The 19,781-nt window shown below is 70.9% G+C and carries 15 protein-coding genes; 3 read left to right on the forward strand and 12 right to left on the reverse strand.

Translation table 11 applies throughout. The features are described 5' to 3' along the window. Positions 1-50 precede the first annotated feature (50 nt). The gene (locus tag D187_RS11725) at positions 51-1,694 is read right to left on the reverse strand and encodes a mechanosensitive ion channel family protein (protein ID WP_043429333.1); all 1,644 of its coding nucleotides are present in this window, start codon (positions 1,692-1,694) and stop codon (positions 51-53) included. Positions 1,695-1,871: 177 nt separating this feature from the next. Here D187_RS11725 and D187_RS11730 point away from each other — a divergent pair, with 177 nt between their 5' ends. From D187_RS11730 to D187_RS11740, 3 genes are all read left to right on the forward strand, one after another. Further along, on the forward strand, positions 1,872-2,255 hold the full coding sequence (locus D187_RS11730) for a response regulator (RefSeq protein ID WP_002626817.1): 384 nt from the start codon (positions 1,872-1,874) through the stop codon (positions 2,253-2,255). A 4-nt stretch (positions 2,256-2,259) separates the two neighbouring features. Next, positions 2,260-3,813 (forward strand): multiheme c-type cytochrome, encoded by a 1,554-nt coding sequence (locus tag D187_RS11735; RefSeq protein ID WP_002626814.1) that lies wholly within the window; start codon positions 2,260-2,262, stop codon positions 3,811-3,813. Positions 3,814-3,979: 166 nt separating this feature from the next. After that, positions 3,980-5,902, forward strand: a complete 1,923-nt coding sequence (locus D187_RS11740; protein WP_002626813.1) for a LysM peptidoglycan-binding domain-containing protein — start codon at positions 3,980-3,982, stop codon at positions 5,900-5,902. Between the two features lie 42 nt (positions 5,903-5,944). Here D187_RS11740 and D187_RS11745 read toward each other — a convergent pair whose 3' ends face one another. From D187_RS11745 to D187_RS49790, 11 genes are all read right to left on the reverse strand, one after another. Continuing rightward, entirely contained in the window at positions 5,945-7,699 is a 1,755-nt protein-coding gene (locus tag D187_RS11745; RefSeq protein ID WP_002626812.1) for an ATP-binding protein, read from the reverse strand. Positions 7,700-7,776: 77 nt separating this feature from the next. Further along, positions 7,777-10,248, reverse strand: a complete 2,472-nt coding sequence (locus D187_RS11750) for a serine/threonine-protein kinase (protein ID WP_020917965.1) — start codon at positions 10,246-10,248, stop codon at positions 7,777-7,779. A 99-nt stretch (positions 10,249-10,347) separates the two neighbouring features. Next, the gene (locus tag D187_RS11755) at positions 10,348-11,148 is read right to left on the reverse strand and encodes a hypothetical protein (protein WP_002631941.1); all 801 of its coding nucleotides are present in this window, start codon (positions 11,146-11,148) and stop codon (positions 10,348-10,350) included. Further along, positions 11,145-12,428 (reverse strand): ABC transporter permease, encoded by a 1,284-nt coding sequence (locus D187_RS11760; RefSeq protein WP_002631940.1) that lies wholly within the window; start codon positions 12,426-12,428, stop codon positions 11,145-11,147. Before D187_RS11760 ends, D187_RS11755 begins: the two co-directional genes overlap by 4 nt. After that, on the reverse strand, positions 12,425-13,120 hold the full coding sequence (locus tag D187_RS11765) for an ABC transporter ATP-binding protein (RefSeq protein ID WP_002631939.1): 696 nt from the start codon (positions 13,118-13,120) through the stop codon (positions 12,425-12,427). The genes D187_RS11760 and D187_RS11765 overlap by 4 nt, the downstream gene beginning before the upstream one ends. Further along, positions 13,117-14,724, reverse strand: coding sequence for an aspartate 1-decarboxylase (locus D187_RS11770; protein WP_002631938.1), 1,608 nt, complete (start codon positions 14,722-14,724; stop codon positions 13,117-13,119). Before D187_RS11770 ends, D187_RS11765 begins: the two co-directional genes overlap by 4 nt. A gap of 112 nt (positions 14,725-14,836) precedes the next feature. Continuing rightward, on the reverse strand, positions 14,837-15,646 hold the full coding sequence (locus tag D187_RS11775) for a hypothetical protein (RefSeq protein WP_002631937.1): 810 nt from the start codon (positions 15,644-15,646) through the stop codon (positions 14,837-14,839). Positions 15,647-15,685: 39 nt separating this feature from the next. Further along, positions 15,686-16,873, reverse strand: a complete 1,188-nt coding sequence (locus D187_RS11780) for an ABC transporter substrate-binding protein (RefSeq protein WP_002631936.1) — start codon at positions 16,871-16,873, stop codon at positions 15,686-15,688. Between the two features lie 25 nt (positions 16,874-16,898). After that, positions 16,899-17,633: a PspA/IM30 family protein gene (locus tag D187_RS11785; protein WP_002631935.1), complete on the reverse strand. Its 735-nt coding sequence runs from the start codon at positions 17,631-17,633 to the stop codon at positions 16,899-16,901. Positions 17,634-17,825: 192 nt separating this feature from the next. Further along, positions 17,826-19,217, reverse strand: coding sequence for a 5'-deoxyadenosine deaminase (locus D187_RS11790; protein ID WP_002631934.1), 1,392 nt, complete (start codon positions 19,215-19,217; stop codon positions 17,826-17,828). Between the two features lie 27 nt (positions 19,218-19,244). After that, entirely contained in the window at positions 19,245-19,778 is a 534-nt protein-coding gene (locus D187_RS49790; RefSeq protein ID WP_002631933.1) for a hypothetical protein, read from the reverse strand. Between the last annotated feature and the right edge of the window lie 3 nt (positions 19,779-19,781).

A 19,781-nucleotide genomic window follows, 5' to 3' on the forward strand; every position in this document is an offset into this window, starting at 1 on the left:
TGCCTCCGGATGGCATGCGCCCCCCGTGCCGCCCTTGCTTCACCGCGGGTTCAGGAGCGAGCCGGCTCGGGCAAGGCGGGCCGTGCCGGCTCCTCGGGCGGCTTCGGCGCGGGCGCGGCGGCCAGCGTGCGCGCCTCGGTGCGGGAGATGGGCAGCCACTCGGGCCGCCCGCGCAGGAACAACATCAGCTTCTCGCGCACCAGGGCACGCACGTCGAAGAGGACACTCGGGTTGGCGCTCACCAGCACGCGCACCTGCATCGTGCGATCCAACACATCCTCCACCACCAGGGTGGACACCCTGCCATCCCACAACTCCTTGGCCTCGTTGTTCAGGATTCGCTGGAGCTCGGCGCGCAGCGCGTCCATGTCCGTGGTGAAGTCCACCATCAACCGCACCACGCCCAGCATGCTCGAGCCGCCCTTGCTCCAGTTCTGGAAGGGCTTGTCGAGGAACTGGGAGATGGGAATCACCATCCGCCGCTCGTCCCACACCTTCACCACCACGTAGGTGAGGGTGATTTCCTCCACCGTGCCGAACTCGTTCTCCACCACCACCTGGTCGCCGATACGGATGGGCTGGGTGATGGACATCTGGATGCCGGCGAGCAGCGAGGAGATGGACTTCTGCGCCGCCAGACCGATGACGATACCGGCGATTCCCGCCGAGGCGAGCAGCGACACGCCCACGTTGCGCACCAGCTCGAACTGCATGAGCAAGAGCGCGGCGGCGATGACGTAGGTGGCCGCCTCGAACACGGAGCGCAGCACCGCGAGCTGGGTGCGCAGCCCCCGCGCCCGCCCGGCATCCTTGCCGCTGTGGGTCACCGTCTGCTGGACGTACTCCGCCGTCACCCGGAGGAAGCGCAGCAGGTACCACGCCACCGCGATGATGAGCAGGGAGATGAACAGGTGGCCGGTGATGCTGCGCGCCGTGGGCGGCAACAGCAGCGCCGACATGCCCACCGCCCCGAGCACCGCGAAGCACAAGAGCTTCAACGGGCCCCGGCCCGCCGGCACCAGCGCGTCATCCCAGGTGATGCTCGTCCACTGCGCCAGCCGCCCCATCACCTTGAGCGACACGCGCTCGATCACCACCGAGAGCAGCGCCGCCCCCACCAGCGTCACCAGCACCCCCAGCCACTGCCACGGCTCCAACCCCAGCACCGAACGCGCGAAGAGCCCCGCCGGCAACTCCTCGCCCAGCAACATCGGGCCGTACTCGGCGTAGAGCGGCTCGATGGCCTTCACCGTCCCCTCGCTGAAGACCCACACCCGACCACCTTCGGGGACAGTCAGGCGATTGAGTCGGATGGGGTAGAGAACATCCCCCACGGGGATGGCGTCGATCTGATCGAAGCGGGCGTTCTCCGGGTCGCCCTCGGGCTCCTTGCTGAGGCTGGCCAGGGCGGTGGGCAACAGCTTGTGGTCCAGGACGAACTTGAGCTGGCGCGCCAGGCGGGCCCCCTTCTCCTTCTGCTCGGCGGGGGGGATGAAGTCGAGGTCCAGGTAGTGCGAGGCCAGGGCGTAGTCGCCCCGGTGGACCGCGTCGGAGAAGCCGTTGGCGGCGGCATAGGGCGTCTGCCGGTTCACCGTGGAGGGAGGATCCCCCAGTCCGGTGTTGTTGAGCGCCCAAGCATTCCACGACAGCAACACGGACAAGCACAGGCTCACAGCAGTCAAGGCGCGAGACATGGCGACTGTTTGCGACACCCCTCGTTGCCCGGCAACACCAATGTGCTGGCGGGTTGCTCGCCGTCCGGGCTACTGGACGAAGCGCCCCCATGCGTCTCGTGCTTCTCCCTACCAGTGGGAAAACCTTGGAGCCCCCGGAAGGGGTAGGATAGAAGGGCCCCCCAGGAAGAGGCCGCCGTGCAAGAGAAGCGAAAGATCCTCCTCATCGACGACAGCGAGATCACACTCGCCATGGAGAAGGCCGTGCTGGAGGCGCGCGGCTATGAAGTCATCGCCACGTCCACGCTGATGGAGTTCGAGAAGACGCTCCAGACGTGGAAGCCGGACCTCATCCTCACGGACATCCACATGCCCGAGGCCAAGGGCACCGACATCTGCCGCACGTTGAAGAACGAGTACGGGACGCAGGACATCCCCATCATCCTCTTCTCCAGTCTGCCGGATGACGAGCTGGCCAACCTGGCCGAGCAGGTCGGCGCCGATGGCAGCCTGTCCAAGGGGAATGGCCTGGAGGCGATGGGTGAGAAGATCGACGAGCTGGTGCAGAGCATCATCTGGTGACGCGGTGAGACGGCTCGTCCCCGCGTTCCTCTTGTTGGCGGTCCTCGGCGCGTGCTGGCGCAAGGCGCAGTCCACCGAGCCCCCCCCGAGCAGCCCGACGCAGGCCCCCGAGCAGAGCACCCCCGAGCGCCCCCAGGACCCCAGCGCCCCCGGCGCCGTGCTCTTCGTCTCCGCGGATCTGCGCGGCTACCTCGGCCCCTGCGGCTGCAGCGAGAACATGCGCGGCGGCATCGCGCGCGCGGCCTTCCAGGTGCGCGAGGCGGGCAAGGGGCCGTTGCCGGTGCTGTACGTGGACGGTGGCGAGAGCCTCTTCGGCGCCCCCACGCTCAAGCCGGAGCAGGTGCCCCAGGAGGAGCGCAAGGCGCGCGCTCTCTCCGAGGTCTTCAAGGACATGGGCCTGGCGGTGCGCGCGGTGAGCGAGCTGGACAACGCGCGCGGCGCGGCCTTCCGTCAGGGGCTCGGCCTGCCGGAGCTGCCCACCGGGGGCGTGAAGGTGCTGGCCGCGGGAGCGCGCAAGGTGGGCGTGGTGAGCGCCACGGACGCGGCCGGGCTCGCGCGCGGTGACGCCCAGGCACGTGCCCAGGGCGCCGCGTTCGTGGTGGGCCTCTTCCAGGGCACCCTGCCCGAGGCCCAGAGCGCCGTGGCCTCCGCCCAGCCCGGCGTGGACCTGGTGGTGGCCACCCACACCGCCTCCGAGTTCGACGGCGAGCAGAACACCCTCACCCGGGACGCGGTGCCGGTGGTGGGCCTGCAGAGCAAGGGCCGCTCGCTCTTGCGCGTGGACCTGGCCTACGGCGCGACGCCGGGCCGCTTCACCCCGCAGCGCTCCGCGCAGGAGGCCGAGAAGGAGGTGGCCTCCCTCGAGCGGCGCATGGCGCTGCTGGACTCGGAGATCAACCTGCCCGGCGTGGACCCCCAGCTCAAGGCGCTCAAGCAGCAAAAGCGCACGGAGCTGGTGGAGCGCCGTCAGGCCCTGCTCACCGCGCCCGTGGCCACCGGGGGAGACAGCGACACCTTCACCGTGCGCTTCGTCCCCCTGGAGTCCACCCTGCCCTCGGACCCGGCCGCCGAGGCGGTGGTGAAGGCCTACGACGCGGACGTGGGGACGATGAACCTGGAGTGGGCGCGCGCGCACGGCCAGGACTGCCCGGCGCCCGCCAAGGGAGAGGCCGCCTTCGTGGGCAACGCCTCCTGCGAGAGCTGCCACGAGGAGTCCTTCCCGGTGTGGAACGCCTCCAAGCACCACCAGGCCTGGAAGACGCTGGAGGAGGCGGGCAAGCAGTACCACCTCAACTGCACCGGCTGTCACGTCACCGGCTGGGAGCGCCCCGGTGGCGTGTGCCGCCTGGACAAGGTGGCCGGCCGCGAGAACGTGGGCTGCGAGAGCTGCCACGGCCCGGGCTCACGCCACGCCGAGGACCCCTCCCCCGACAACATCGTCGCCCGGCCGGGCGAGGCGGTGTGCGTCACCTGCCACAACCGCGAGAACTCGCCCCACTTCGACTTCGCCACCTACCTGCCCCGCATCCTCGGCGCCGGGCATGGGGCTTCACGGTGAGTGAAGTGAAGAACGCCCCAACACATCCGGGCGGTGCGTTTCTTCCCGTCCCCGGCATCCAGGGCGAGAATGGCCTGTCTGGATGCTTGTTGGAGTAACGCGAGAAGCATCGAAGTCTTGAGACCCCAATCATCCGGCCCTCCCGGCAGCCGGCATCCTGGTGCCCATGCAGTCCTTCAGTCTGCTCCTCCTGGTCCTCTCCGCGGCGCCGCAGCCGCCGAGTGATTCCCCGCCGCAAACGCCTCCCGCCGCGGAGGCCCGGCCGGCCGACCCCGAAGACAAGCCGGTGCTCGCGGGCCCCGCCCAGGACGCCGACCCCTCCCCGGCCGAGGACACCGAGGGGCTGGAGGACGAGTCGCTGGAGCTCGAGGAGATGCGGGCCCTGGAAGGTGCCACGTTGGATCCGGGCGCCCGGCCCGATGCCGAGGTGCTCCAGTCGCTGCGCCGCCTGGGGGTGGCCAACCCGCTGCGCCTGCGCATGCTGGATGCCCTGGAGGAGCCCACCTTCCGCGAGGACGAGGCGAGCGCGGAGATGCCGCGCATCACGGACCTGTCCACCTTCGACGTGGCGCTCGTGCAGGCGCGCTACGACATCCCGGTGGAGATGCAGCCGCTGGTGGCCCAGTACATCCAGTTCTTCCAGGGGCCGGGCCGCAAGTGGTTCCGCAAGTGGGTGAGCCGCTCCACGCGCTACCTGCCCACGATGCAGCCCATCCTCGAGTCGCTGGGGCTGCCGCGCGACACGGTGTACCTGGCGATGATCGAGAGTGGCTTCTCACCCAGCGCCTACTCGTGGGCACATGCCGCGGGCCCCTGGCAGTTCATCGCCAGCACCGGCCGCCAGTACGGCCTGCACCAGGACTTCTGGGTGGACGAGCGCAAGGATCCCATCAAGGCCACGTACGCCGCGGCGCGCTACCTCAAGGACCTGCACGCGGAGCTGGGCCACTGGTACCTCGCGTGGGCGGGCTACAACACGGGCAGCGGCCGGGTGCGCCGGCTCATGGAGCGCCACGGCACGTCCGACTTCTGGACCATCTCCGCGGAGAAGGGCCTGGCGACGGAGACCAAGCACTACGTGCCCAAGCTCATCGCCGCGGCGCTCATCGCCAAGCACCCCGCCGCCTTCGGCTTCGCCGAGGACGAGTTCGTCTACGAGCCGCCGCTGGCCTTCGACGAGGTGAAGCTCACCGAGGCGGTGGACCTGGACGTGGTGGCGCGCGCGGCGGGCGCGAGCGTGCTGGAGGTGCAGGAGCTCAACCCCGAGCTGCGGCGCTGGTGCACCCCGCCCGCGAGCGCGAAGAACCCCTACACCCTGCGCCTGCCCCAGGGCACGCGGCAGCGCTTCACGGAGAACTTCGCCCAGCTCGCGGCCAAGGATCGGCTGGCCTTCCGGGTGCACCGGGTGAAGCGCGGGGACACGCTGTCGCAGATCGCCCTCAACTACGGCACGGCGCCCGAGGCCATCCTGCAGATGAACCAGCTCAAGAGCCTGCGCACGCTGCGGGTGAACGCGGAGCTGGTCATCCCGGTGCCCGTGGGCCGTCCGACCAAGGAGAGCACCACCGAGAGCGCCCTGGCGCGCAAGGTGGCACAGGCGCGGCGCAGCGGCGTGACGGTGCCCCGCCCCGAGGACGAGGTGCCCGCGGGCACGCCTCGCGGCCCCGTGGCCGTCGGACCCATCAAGACGGAGGTGATCAGCGGGCGCAAGCGCATCACCTACGGCGTGCAGTCCGGCGACAGCCTGTGGGCCATCTCCCAGCGCTTCCAGGTGTCGGTGGACGACATGCGCAAGTGGAACAACCTCACCGTGCGCGCGAGCAAGCGCGCCCTGAAGGTGGGCTCGGTGCTGTACGTCTGGCCGAGCAACACGCCCGCCCCGGTGGTGGAGCGCGCGGGCACCGTCGTCGCCGCCCAGAAGGCCCCCACGGGCCGCGCCGGCACCGTGCACTCGCTCGCCGCCGGCGAGTCCGTGTGGAGCGTGGCCCAGCGCTACGGCATCACCGTCGAGGACATCAAGCGCTGGAACCACATCACCGACACCAGCCGCCTGCCCACCGGCCTCAAGCTCACGGTGAGCGCGCCGTAGCACCCCGAGCGCGGGCGGGGGTGCTGTCCCCCGCCCCGGCGCTCACCCCTGCTCGAGCAGGTTCTTCAGCTCGCGCACGCGGCGGGTGATGTGGTCGCGATCCAGCCGGCGGAAGCTCTCCGGGAGCAGCTCGCGGCTGGTGCACTCCTGCACCGCCACCAGGTTCTGCAGTTCTATCTCCAGCGGGTAGCTGGGCGGCACGAAGTCCTCGAAGACGGCCTTCAGGTCCTCCACGGTAGCCTGCTCCCGCCCTTGAGCGAGCGCCCGGAAGCGCGTGCGCACGAGCACCGCCTCCATGTCCGCGCCGCTGAGCTGGCGCGTGCCCGTGGGAATCAGCTCGGAGATGGAGGGCACCTCGAGCTTCAGTCCCGTCTTCTTCTGCATCACCTTGAAGAGCTCCTCCCGCTCGGCTTCCGTCTCCGGATAGAAGAGCGCGAGGTGCTCCTCGGCGCGGCCCTGTCGCTTCAAGTCGATGGGCAACAGGTCCGGCCGCGCCGTCATGAGGAACCAGACGATCTTCCCGCGGTACACCGTGTTGCCCATGAACGAGGCGATGGAGCCGAACACGCGGCTGCTCGTGCCCGAGTCCCCGCCCGAGTCGCGGTTGCCCAGGAACGTGTCCGCCTCGTCCACCATCACCGCCACCGGCCAGAGCGCCTTGAGCAGGTTGAAGATCTTCTCCAGGTTGCTCTCGGTGACGCCCTGCCACTGGCTGCGGAAGTTGAGGAACTTCACCACGGGAATGCCAATCTCCCCGGCGAAGCACGACACGAGGAACGTCTTGCCCGTGCCCACCGGGCCGCTCACGAGGTAGCCCATGGGCATCACCTCCATGCGGCCCTTCTTCAGGGCATTGGCCGCCCCGCGCAGCATCTCCTTGGCCTTGGCGTGGCCCGCCACCGCGTCCAGCGTGTTCACCGGCTCGATGAACTCGAGCAGCCCGTGGCACTCGGCCTGGATGAGCTCCTTCTTCTTCTCCTTGAGCTGCTCGGTGGTGATGCGAATCCCGCGCTCGAGCGCCTCGGTGAGCACCCGGTCCAGGTTGATGCGCGACAGGCCCGCCGTCATCTTCGCCAGGGCGGCGAGCGGCACGTCCGACACCGCCGCGAGCTTCTTGCCCTCGAGCTTGAAGCGCACGTACTCCAGGCGCTCCTCCTCCATGGGCAGGGGCAGCTCCAGGGGCGCCACGAAGGGGTTGCGCGAGAGGCGCGGGGAGATGTCCGCCAGGTTCTCCGCCAACAGCACCACCGACACGTCGCCCGCGAGGAACTGCGGATCGTGCGCCCACTTCTCCAGCGTGGCCAGCACGAAGCGGTCCTCGGCCGACAGGTGGCTCATCTCCCCGCCGGGCACCAGCGTCTCGGCGAAGTCGATGATGAGCGCGAGCGAGCGGCCCTCGCTCAGGCGCATGCGCAGGAAGTTCTCGAGGATTTGCAGCGCCCGGGCCGGATCCCTCGGCAGGCTCTTGGCGTAGTCGGTGCCATAGAGCGCGTCGTAGCCGGCCATGGTGCGCTGCAGCTCCTTCTGCGTGTCCGGCGAGGAGGAGCGGATGCCCGAGGAGCGGTCATAGAAGAGGACGTGGTCGCGCCCGCCGAAGAGCTCCTCGGCGAGGAACGTGCGCAGGGTGCCGAAGCCCCGGCTGCCGTCCTCCTGGGTGAGGGGCTGCAAATCCCTCACCGCCCCGTAGAGCAGGAAGGTGTTGACGGTCTTCGTGTAGTACTTCTGGGCGAGCTTGCGCGCCCAAACGGGCAGCTCCGCGAGCGGATCCGCCGCGTCCCCCTTGCGTGCCTTGGTCACGGACTTGCCTCTCCGGCCCCTCGTGGGGGCACTCGCGCCCTCCCGCGAGGGAAGGCGCCTGGTTCTCTTGGCGAGGACTACCTACAACCGCGCTGCTTCTTCAGCCGCTCGTTCACCCGGTTGCTCTTGGGCGCCACGCGCACGTCCACGTCGTCGTAGCAGCGCAGCTTGAGGCTCACCTGCGTCACACCGGACGGCAGGCGCACCAACGCGGGTGTCTGGCCCAGTTCCTTGCCTCCGGCGACGATGGTGGCGCCGGACGGGGAGGACTGCACGTCGACCTCGAAGGTGTCCGGCTCCAACCGCAGCTGCACCTGGGTGGGCTTGCCGTCCGCGCCCAGGCGGACGTTCTGCCGGGCCGGCTTGAAACCGGGGGCGCTCGCCTCCACCAGCACGTCCGTGTCCGCCGGCGCCTCGCCCACGTAGATGGAGGAGGAGCCCTTGGCGCGCACCACCTTGCCATCCACCTTGAGCTCCGCGTCCGGAGGCTGGGTGACGACGAGCATCTGGGCCGTGCGCGCCTCGCGCTCCAGCTCCACCGGGACCGTGGTGGCCGCCGTGCCCTGGGCGATCTCCACGCTGCGCGTGAAGGGCCGGTAGCCCTCGGCGCTCACCATGATCATCGCGGGACCCGCGGGCACCTGTTGGAACAGGGCACCCTTCTTGGGCACATCCAGGTCCGTGCCATTGAAGCTCACGCGCGCATTGGCCTGCACGCTGGCGGGCAGCTCCATCAGGAGGTAGCCCGTGGGAGCCGGCCGCAGCACCAGGTAACCCACCACGAGCAGCACCACGAGCCCCACGGCGCCCAGGGCCGCGAAGAGCGGCAGACGGTTGGCGGGGGCGGAAGCCGCCGGCTCCACGTTGCGCGCGGAGGTGGCGGGGGGCGACTTCGTCGCGGCGGCCGGGCGCGCGGGCGCCGTGGGCGCGGCGTCCGGGGGTGCGGTCAGCAGCAGCTCATCCGTCCGGTCCTCCGGAGGAGGCGTCGCCACCGGCGGCGGCGGCCTCACCGCGGGCATGCCGGCCAGCGAGGCCCGGGGCGGCACGGCCGGCTCATCGGTCCGGCTCACACGCGGCATGCCGTCCATCGTGTTGCGCGCCTGGCGGGCCACGGTGGTGCTCTCCGCGCCGGAGGGCGCGAGCGACGGAGCCGGCCGCGCGGGAGGCGGAAGGCTCGCCGTGAGCCGCGGCAGCGACGGGCGCTGCAGGGGCTGCTCGGTGATGACGGGGGCGCGCGGCACCTCGACGGGCGTCACCGTGCGGCCCGGCCCCATCAGCCCGGGCTGCGTGTTCGGCTCGTCGTCGTCGTACTCGGACTCGGACTCGGGGCCCATCACCTGCGTCGCCCCGGACTCCTCGCGCTGCGGCTTGAACGGCGCGGCCACGGGGGCCGCCGTCAGCTTGGGCATGGAGGCCAGCGTGGGCGAGCGGCGCACCGCTCCCGAATGAGGCCCTCCGGAGGGCTGCGCGGCCAGCGGCACCACCGGCATGCTGGTGTGCGACGGCACGGGCGGCGCCGACGGCGTGCCCCCCTCGATCGCGCTCAGGATGCTCTCGGGGGCGGCGATCTCCGCGTACTCCTGCAGCCGCTGCTTCTCGCGCTCCACGTCCTCCGCGAAGGTGGACTTCATGTACTGCATGAGGTCCTTGCGGCTGAAGATGGACTCGGAGGTGATGAGGAAGCGCTGGAGGTCATCCCCCAGCTCGTTGGCGTACTGGTAGCGCTCGTCCACGTCGCGCGCGAGCGCCTTGAGGACGATCTTCTCCAGGGCCTCGGGGATGCGGCGGTTGTAGGCGCTCGGCGGCACGACCTCGGCCTTGCGCACCTTCTCCAGGACGCTGAAGTCGCTGTCGCCCACGAAGAGCCGCTCGCCGGTGAGCATCTCGTAGAGGCACACGCCGATGGCGAAGATGTCCGAGCGCCGATCCAACGGCAGGCCGCGGATCTGCTCCGGGCTCATGTAGCCGAACTTGCCCTTGAGGATGCCCGCCTGCGTCTTGGTCGCCTTGCCCGCCGCCTTGGCGATGCCGAAGTCGATGACCTTCACCTCGCCCTCGAAGGAGACGAGGATGTTCTGCGGCGAGATGTCGCGGTGGACGATGTTCATGTCCCGCCCCATCCCGTCCTTCTTGCGGTGGGCGTAGTCCAGGCCCTCGCACATCTTGGACACCACGTAGGCCACCAGCGGCACCGGCGCCGGTTCGCTCTTCTTGCGGCCGCGGTCGAAGATGGCCCGCATGTCCTTGCCGGGGATGTACTCCATCGCGATGAAGTAGTTGTTCGCGATCTGTCCCAGCTCCTCGATCTTCGCGATGTTGGCGTGATTCAGCTGCACGCTGATCTTCGCCTCGTCGATGAACATCGAGATGAATTCGTCATCCTCGGCGATGTTGGGGAGGATGCGCTTGATGGCGACGAGGCGCTCGAAGCCGCCGGCGCCGAACATCTTCCCGCGCCACACCTCCGCCATGCCGCCGATGTTGATCCGGTCCAGGAGGAGGTACTTCCCAAACGGGATGGGTTGCCGCTTCGGTTGAGTGGTCGTCACTGGCGCACGAGGCTCGGGGGGTTCGGGACTGGAGCCTATCGACCGCCCATCCACAGGGTCAACCGCGCGTGACGTTCCTCTTCCCGGCGGCACCACGCGTCACGGCGGGGGGACGGGCTCCCGCTCCCCCACGTCGGGTGTCTCCGGCCCGCCCGGGGGCGTCCGACTCCCGGGCGTCTCCCCGAAGGGCGCCTCTGCTCCGGGCGGTGGCTCCTCCTCCGGGGGCACGGGCTGGATGAGCGCGAAGGACGTGTTCCCCTCCGAGGACAGCACCTCGGGGAGGCCAAAGCGCTTGCCGGCAGGGAGGGCGACCAGGGAGACCCAGGCCCGCTCCGCGCCGGGGGCCACGCAGTAGATGAAGGTGCCCACCTCCAGGCCCGGCGCCTGCTCGACGGGTCCCTGGCACCCCTGGCGCACCTGGAGCGACCAGGCGGCCGCGCGCACCCCGCGCACCAGGTACGGCGGCTGGCCCATGTCCTCGACCACCGGGCGCAGCACCTCGGGCGAGGTGGGCACCCTGCCCCCGCGCACCAGCGGCTCGACCTGCTCCCGGAAGCGCCCCAGGGACAGGAAGGCCACGTCCTCGGAGCGCAAGGGCATCTGGTTCTCCGAGAGCACCAGGTCGAAGAAGAGCGCGGTCACCAGGACGATGGGCAGCAGCCGGTAGCCCTTGAAGCCCTCGCCCCGGCCCCGCGTGAGTCCCCACACCCCCACCCCGAGTGCGCCGAGCATCACGCAGAGCACCACCGCGGGCCAGACGAGCGGGGGCGGCGCGAGGAACGCGGACACCTCGGCGCTCCGGGCGCGCACGGCGTCCAGCAGGTCCCCCCCATAGAGCCAGCCGAGGACGAGCAGGCACAGGAGGTTGACGAGGAGTGTCTGGCGCGAGGGGAGAGTCATCCGGCGAGCGTACGGGCGGGGTCCGTGGCGGCGGCGCGATGGCTGGGGAACCAGGCTCCCGCCACCGCGGCGAGCAACCCGAGCCCCACCCCGCCCACCACCACCGTCCAGGGGAAGGAGAAGAAGCTGTCGGGCTTGAAGGGGAACTCGGGCAGCCAGGTGGCGGCGAGCCGATCGATGAGCACGGCCAGGAGGAGCGCGGCGAGGGTGCCCAGCACGCCACCGGCGAGACCCACCACGCCCGCCTCGGCCAGGACGATGTTGCGCACGTCCGCGCGCGAGGCGCCCACGGCCTGCATGACGCCGATTTCCCGGGCCCGCGCGCGCACGGACGAGCTCAGCGCGTGGGCGATGTTCACCGCCGCGAGCACGCAGATGAGGATGGACAAGAGCGCCAGGGCAGACGTGACGAGCGTCACCGCCGCGCCCACGTTCTCCGCGAGCCGCCGCTCCTGGTCGTCGATCTCCAGGCCCATGTCCCGCACCGCCGCCATCAGCTCCGACACCCGGCCAGGGCTCGTGGCCACCAGGGTGACGCCGGAGTACGTCTCCGTGTCCTGGCCCAGCTCGCGGTTGAGGCGCACGGCCACCTCCAGCGGCAGGGTGATGCCCGCGAGCAGCGCCCGGTCCGAGGTGCCCACCACCTGCGCCTGGGCGGAGATGACGGGCACGTTGGGCAGCGGCGCGGTGACGTAGGAGCGGTTGAAGTCCACCGGCAGTTGGAAGCCCTGGAGCATCTGCGACGAGAGCCTCGGCAGGCCGCGGGCCGGGGCGAAGGTGTTGTTGTAGATCTCCAGCAGGCGCGAGGAGATGAGCACCGGCAGCGGCTGGCCCGGCCCCGCGTCCACGAACTTCTCGCGCGGCACGTCGCCCTCGACGAGCCCGGGATCCACCCCCACCACGAGCAGATCCATGCCCATGCGCAGCCGGCGGCCGAAGAAGTCCCCGTTGTAGAGGCTCGCCGCGGGGGCGCGCACGTTCATCTTCCGGTAGACCTTCTCCACGCCGGGCAGCGCCTGGAGCCGCTCCACCATCACCGTGTCCAGCCGGCCCCCACCCAAGAGCGAGCCCAGCGACACCGTGGGCGGCACCACGTCCACCAGCCGCGCATCGGAGGGGAAGACGCGCTCGCGGATGACGCGGCCCACGCCCAGGCCCAGCCCCACGAAGAAGACGAGCGCCCCCACGCCCATGGCCACGCCGAAGGCCGAGAAGAACGCGCCCCGCCGCTCGCGCGCCAGGCTCAACCGCACCAGTCTCGACAGCGCCGCGAGCCTCATGACTGCCCTCCCGCCAGCAGGGGCCGGGCTTCCTCCACCAGCCGGCCCTCCTTGAGCCGCAGCACGCGCCGCGCCGCCGAGCTCATCCGATCCTCGTGCGTGACGGCGAGCAGCGTGAGGCCCTCGTGGTGCAACTCCTGGAAGAGCGAGATGACGCCCGCGCCCGTGGCGGCGTCGAGGTTGCCGGTGGGCTCGTCACACAGCAGCAGCTTCGGGCCCGTGAAGAGCGCCCGGGCGATGGCCACGCGCTGCCGCTCGCCTCCGGACAGCCGCACCGGCGCGCGATCCTTCTTCGCCAGCAGGCCCACCCGGTCGAGCAGTGCCTCGGCGCGCTTGCGCGCGTCGACGGGCGCGGCGCCGAAGTGCGAGGGCAGGAGCACGTTCTCCACCGCGGACAGGTTGGGGATGAGGTGGAAGGACTGGAAGACGAAGCCCACGTGCTCGTTGCGGAAGCGCGCGAGCGCCGGCTCCTTCAAGCCGGTCAGCTTCACGCCCGCCACCTCCACCTCGCCCTGGTAGTCCACGTCCAGGCCGCCGAGCAGGTGCAGCAGCGTGGACTTGCCACTGCCGGACGGGCCCACCACGGCCACGAAGTCCCCCTGCTCCATGTCCAGTGACAAGCCATCGAGCACGCGCACCTCGCTGCCCTCGCCGTCCTGGTAGCGTTTGACGATGTCGCGCGCGCGGATCACGGGCGGGCCGCCAGCCAGAGGGTGAGTTCCGCCTGCAGGGCCTTGTCCTTGCCGGACACGGCCAGCGTCACCGCGCGCAGGTCATCCGTGGCGTCCAGGAAGCGCACCGTGGTCGCCTTGATGGCGAAGCCGCCAATCCCCCACGCCTCGGAGGGCAGCGCCTTCACCGCCTCGGCGAGCTTCCGCAGGTCCAACACCGCGCCCAACGCCGGCTCCTGGAGCACCCCACGCAGTTGCTCCGCCACGGGAGGCGCGCCCGGAGCCGCCGCGAGCCGGGGCAGCATCGACTCCAGCCGGGCCCGCGGCGCCGCGACCACCACCTTGTCCCCCACCGAGGCCAGGTGCGCGCCCTCGCCCCGCGCGTACGTGGTGAGGTAGACGCGCTGGCCATTCACGTCGGTGGGTTGGATGTCGGCGCCGAAGCGCTTGGCGACGGGGGGCAGCTTCTCCAGCAGCGAGGCGACACCCGCCGCGTCCTTGCCATCCCCCACCGCCACCAGCTGCACGTAGCGGAAGGGGTTGGTGCGCCGGGGATCCAACGAGGGCAGGCCCGCGCCCAGTTGCACCGTGGGCGACAGGGACACGCCCGCCACGCTGCCGGGCTCGAGCCGATCCAGCAGCTCGCCCTTCACGTCGAAGCCGCTTTCCTGCACCGCCCGGGTGACGAAGGAGCCCGCCAGGTAGGGCCAGAAATCGTTGAGCCGCGCGGGGTCGCCCTGGTAGCGCAGCACGAGGAAGCTGTCCTCGGGCAGGTAGCCGAGCAGTTCCGCCCCCTTCTGGGGAGAGAACGCGGCGAGCGTGTCCTGGGCCCCGGGCCACGGCGTGTCCATGCGCACGGTGAGGGCACGATCGCCGAGCGAGCCCACCAGCGTCACCCCCTGGGTGGTGCCCGCCGGAACGAGGAACCCCACCCCGCCGGGAAGGAAGGCGTAGAAGTCGCGCTCGGTGGGCAGCCGCTTGAGGGAATCGGCCAGGAGCGGCTCCCCCTCGAGCGACTTTTCGAGGGGAAGCGTGGCGAAGCCGGAGAGCCGGGGCACCACCTCACCCGGTCCCACCAGGGCGTAGCCGTCGGTGAGCAGCAGGCCCAGCGAGGGCGCGCTCGCGGTGGGACGGCTGAAGGTGAGCAGCGTGCCGCCGGGGACCTTCTGCTCCGCGCGCTCGGAGGCGCCCAGCCTGTCCCGGGCCAGCCGGGCGAAGGTCTCCGTCAACAGCTTCTCGTCCTTCATCCCCAGCACGGAGAAGGCCTGCTGGCCGCCGAGCAGGGCCACGCCCACGCCGCGCGAGGGCTCGATGCCCGCGGCCTCCATGGCCTGGCGGTTGCGCAGGTCCACGCCCACCTGACGCATGATGCTGGAGACGAGCGCCTCGGCGGACTGGGCGTTCTGGAGCTGCGCGGCGAAGTTGGCCAGCTTGAGGTTCTGCAAGCGCGCGAGCTTCTCGCCGAGCACGCCGACGTCCGGCACGACGAGCGACACCTGGGCGTCGCGGGGCAGGAAGCGGGCGGGGTTGAACGTCTTCACGCCCTCCTGCTTGTCACCGCAGCGGGAGCAACCGGCGAAGACGAGCAGCACGAGCAGGAGCCAGGGTGAGGCGCGGCGGAGCATAGAAGGGAGAGTGCAGACGGCCTCGGCCCCGGAGTCAAATTCTTCGTGCGGGCTTCCGGGGCCCCCGTCCAGGAACCAACCGGTCAGCGGGTACGCCGACACCTCGCCCGGCCTAGCGGACGCGCGTGCCGTGGGGCAGCGGCGCCGAGGTCTCCTCGCTGAACTCCATGAAGCGCTCCATCTCCCGCACCGTCTCGTCCGTGGCGCTCGCCCCGGCGCTCAGCACGTCGAGCTGCCGCGACACGCTCTCCGGATCCCGGATGGCGATGGACTGCTCGTGCGTGAGCCGCATCAGGTCCTCGATGCTCGCGAGCTGGTGGCTCACCACCTCGCGGCTCTCTCCCGCCAGCTCGAAGCGCGCGAGCCGGCGCTTGAGGATCTCCAGGCGCTTCTCCTTCACGTCCTTGATGCGCGCGTTGGTCTCCTGCGCCAGCTCCGCCTCCAGCGAGCGCACGTCCTTCTCCAGCGACTGCCGCTCCGCCGGGTTGAGGTACGCGCGGTACTGGTTGAGCGCGGCGATGAGCCGCAGGAAGGAGGTGAGCAGCGCATCCAGCCGCTCCTCGCTGCTGGTGGCCAGCACGCGGCCTCCCGGCAGCCGCGCGTAGTTGGCGAGGATCTTCTCCTTGAGCCCCACCAACTGCTGGTAGTGCTCGCGCTGCGAGGGCGCCAGGTCCTTGAGCAGCGCCTCCACCTGCTGCCGCGCGGCCTCCGTGTCCTGCGCGTCGGGCCCGCGCGAGCGCACCGCCCGCTTGAAGCGCGAGGAGGAGAGAGCCCCCACGAGGTACACCCCCTCGACGCCGAGCGCCACCAGCGCGGGCAGCGGCTCGCCGGTGAGCGCCGCCGACGCCCCGGCGGTCAACAAGCCCACCAGGTTGGCGGGCATCAGGAAGGCGGCCTTCAGGAAGTTCGGAGTGCGGGCCACGTCAGTTCTCGCCAGCGAGGCGCCTCGCGGACAGGGGCCTCATGGCCCTCGCGCCTCCGACACGTATTTCAGCGCGCCGAGATCGCGAGTGTCCTCGGCTGGCGGTGCCTTCGCCGTGCGCCTGATCTTCTGGTAGAGCGCCGAGGCGCTCTGGAAGAGTTCGTCATAGGTGACGGGCGCCTCGCCGGAAAGCCCGAAGAAGGCCCGATTGTCCGCCAGTGTCGCCGGGGGAGCGCTGCGGATGGCCTCGGACGGGTCTCCCAGGTAGGGGGCCACCTCGCCGAGCAGCCGCGCCGCGGGCCCTGGATCCTTCGCCACGCTCTGCCCCGCGTCCAGCAGGCCGCGGATGATGCGCCGCATGGCGTCCGGGTAGCGCGCGGCGTAGTCGCCCCGGGCCACCAGCACCGTGGCTACCAGGTGCGGCGCGTCCGCCGTGGTGGCCAGCACCTGACCGCCCCTGTCCCTCGCGGCCAGCTCCACGTCGCCCCACAGGCCCGCCACCGCGTCCGCCCGGCCCTCGCGCAGCGCCCGGCCCGCGTCCAGCGTGGAGGGCAGGTCCACCCACCGCACGTCCGACATGCGCAGGCCCGCGCGCGAGAGCACCCACAGCGCGAAATAGGAGGAGGAGCCCGCGGGGTACACGCCCAGGCGCTTGCCGCGCAGCTGCGCGAGCTCCGTCACGCCCACCGCCGCCAGCGCCTCCTGCCCGCGGCTGCGGCCCACGAGCAACACCGTGCGCGGCGCCGCGTCCCGGAGCGCGGGCAGCCATGCCGCCAGCCGGTCCACCGAGAGCACCGCCAGGTCCACCCCGCCGTGCTCCGCGCCCACCGAGAGCGCCTGCCGCAGCTCGTCCTCGTTGGCGAAAACGACGGCGCGCGCGTCCATGGCATAGGCCGTCTTGAGCACGCCCTGCGCCGCGCCCGGGGCAGGCGCGGGGTTGTCCAGCGTCGAGGCGCCCCCCGTGGCCAGGAGCAGCGCCGCCGCCGAGCCGCGCGCGGTGAAGCCGATGAGGGTGGGCCGCAGGGGCACCGAGGCCAGGTCCGCCATGGGCGCCGTCACGCCCGCGGGGAAGTCTCCCGGCGACAGGCGCACGGCGTCCTTGGCGGCCGGGAAGAAGCGCGCCTGGAGCCGGTCCAGGTACCCCAGGGGCGAGGCCAGGAGCCACGCGGCCCCCAGGGCGCACAGAATCAGGAACGGAATGAGGCCGGGTCCGCGTCGCAACGCCATCAGAGCGGCCTCCCTCGTCCCACGGCTACTTGATCTCCACCTTCTTGCCGATGGTCTTCTCCGGACCGGCGCTCACGTCGGACACCGGCGCGGGGCTGTCCAGGCCCATCTCCATCTTCATCTGCTTCACGAGGTCCATCGCCTGCAGGTGCTCGGCGTCCTCCTCGATCTGCACGGCCTGGTGGTCCACCGAGTCGAGCGCCATCTGCATGCGCGCCTCGTTGACGGCCGCCTTCTCCTGCACCTTGCGCAGCATCTCGCCGTGCGTCTGGTCGATGCCCGCGACGGTGAAGGACTCCATGGCGTCGGCCACCTTGGACTGCCACTGGGCGCGGCGCGCGTCGCGGATGGCCGTCATGGCCTCCTGCGTCTTGCGCTCCTTCTCACGCATGAAGGACTTCTTCAGGCTGAGCGACTTCTCGTACGCCTGCTTGGCCGTGTCCAGCTGCTGCTGGTTGCGCTCCAGGGCGCCCTTCTCGATCTGCAGCTTGCTCGCGTACTGGGCCGCCAGGTCGTCACGCCCCGCCTGGATGGCCGCCTTCACCTTGGCCGTCAGGTCGCGGATGTCCTGCTGGTACTTGGCGTTCTCCTTCTCCAGGAGCGTCAGGTTCGCCCGCACCATGGCGATGGACTCGTTCATCTTCGGTACCTGATCGTTCAGGTCCCGGATGTTCTGCTCGAGGATGAGCTCCGGATCCTCGATGGAGGAGACGAAGAAGCCAGCGAAGCTGCGCATTGCCCTCTTGAACCGTTGCCACATGGCGGGTGTCGACCTCCTCCACTGCGAGTCCTTGGGGGACTACCTTACACCAGCCCACCCAGCTTACCACGCGTGCCGAATCTCCTGCGTTTCTACGCTTCGCGCACGGGGTTCATTGCCAGCGGGCCCTCGGGGCCCTGGTGGGTCCGCCCGGAGTGCGAGCGGACCCGACCTCCGGGAAGCGGGGCGCCGTCAGCGGGCGCGGGCGGCGGAGCGGGCACGGGAGGGGGGCCGGGCGCGCGCGGTGAGGCGGGCGGAGTGGTGGCGGGCATTGGCGGCCACGGCGGCGGCGTCCAGGGTGAGCAGTGCCCTGTCCTTGAGGACGAGCCGCCCATCGATGACCACGTGCACCACGTCGGAAGCGCGCGCGGCGTAGACGAGCGGAGAGAGCACGTCGGCCGGGTCGGACGGCTGGGCGTGCAGGCCGGACAGGTCCACCACGGTGACGTCGGCGCGCTTGCCCATCTCCAGCGAGCCCAGCTCGGCCTCCAGGCCCAGGGCGCGGGCGCCCCCGAGCGTGGCCATCTCCAGGACGCGCTCGGCGGGCATGCCCCGGGGGCCCACCCGTGGCTTGTGCAGCAGCGCCGCCAGCCGCATCTCCCCGAACATGTCCAGGTTGTTGTTGCACGCGGCGCCGTCCGCGCCGAGGCAGACGGTCACGCCCTCGTCGAGCAGCTCCGGCACCGGGGCGATGCCCGAGGCGAGCTTGAGGTTGGAGCCCGGGCAGTGGCACACCACCGTGCCCGTGTCCCGGAGCAGACGGCGCTCGGCGTCGGACAGCCACACACAGTGGGCGAGCGTCACGTGAGGCCCGGTGAGGCCCACCTCGTGGAACCACTCCACGTTGTCCCGGCCGGTGAGCTGGCGCACCCCGTCGCACTCGGCGCGGTTCTCGCTCGCGTGGGTGTGGATGCGCACGCCCTTCTCGCGCGCCAGCCGTCCCACCTCGCGCAAGAGCTTCTCCGTGCAGGACAGGACGAAGCGCGGGGTGAGGGCGTAGCGCAGCCGTCCGCCGTGGGTGCCGTGCCAGCGCTCCAGCAGCGTGAGGCTCTCGGCCAGCGAGTCCTCGGTGGACTCGGCGAGGCCCGGAGGCACGTCGGGCGCGTCCATCATCGCCTTGCCGCCGGTGAGCCGGAAGCCGCAGTCCCGGGCGGACTCGAAGACGGCGTCGTAGTGGCGCACCGTCCCCATGTCGAGCGCGGCCGTGGAGCCCGAGCGGATGAGCTCCGCGAAGGTGAGATCCGCCGAGGCGCGCATGGAGTCCGGGTCGTGCGCGGCCTCGAAGGGCCAGATGCGCTCACGCAGCCAGTCGAGCAGCTCCAGCCCATCCGCCCGGTTGCGGAAGAGCGTCTGACAGGCATGCAGGTGGCCGTGGACGAAGCCGGGCAGCACCACCTGGCCCCTCACGTCCAGCACCCGGAGCCCCGCGCCCCGCGGGCGCAAGCCGCGGCCCACGCGAGCGATGCGGCCCTCCTGGATGAGGATGTCGGCCTCCGCGAGCACCTCGCGCTCGCGGTTCATCGTCACGACGGTGCCGTTGGTGAGGAGGAGGTCCACGGTCCGAGGGGTATTACCACGGTTCATGGCCGCTCCAGCCAAAGACACTCGTCCTCAGCAGGATTGGCCACACACCCGGGTCGTCCCGTTGGGGCACACCGTGGCGTTGGTGCCCTGCTCCCGGCAGGTGACGTTGCAGTTGCCAGTGCCCTGGCAGTCCACCCGGCAGGAGCCCGTGCAGGTGACATTGCAATTGCCCACGCGCTCGCAACTCACCGTGCTGGCGGGCCCCACGGTGAACGCGCAGTTGGACGCATCCGAGCAGCGCTGCCGGCAGTTGGCCCCACACCGGGACTCGCAGGAGCCGACCCGGCCACATTCCAGGTCGCAATCCGTCTCACAGGTGGTGGTGCAGTTGTTGCCCCCGGTGCAGCGGTGCTGGCAGCCATCGCCGCAGCGCACGTCGCAATCCGGGCCATCCGCGCACGCCAGGGAGCAGCCCGGCTCCATGCACTCGCCCGTGCACCGGGGCTCGGGCTTGCACGTGCAGGTATCTCCCACGCATTCCACCTGGCCGCCCTCGAAGATCCGGGCACAGCCAGGAGCCAGTGACAGCAGCAGGAGGACGGGAACGAGGTGTTTGATCATGGC

The organism is Cystobacter fuscus DSM 2262 (assembly GCF_000335475.2).
Lineage (GTDB): Bacteria > Myxococcota > Myxococcia > Myxococcales > Myxococcaceae > Cystobacter > Cystobacter fuscus.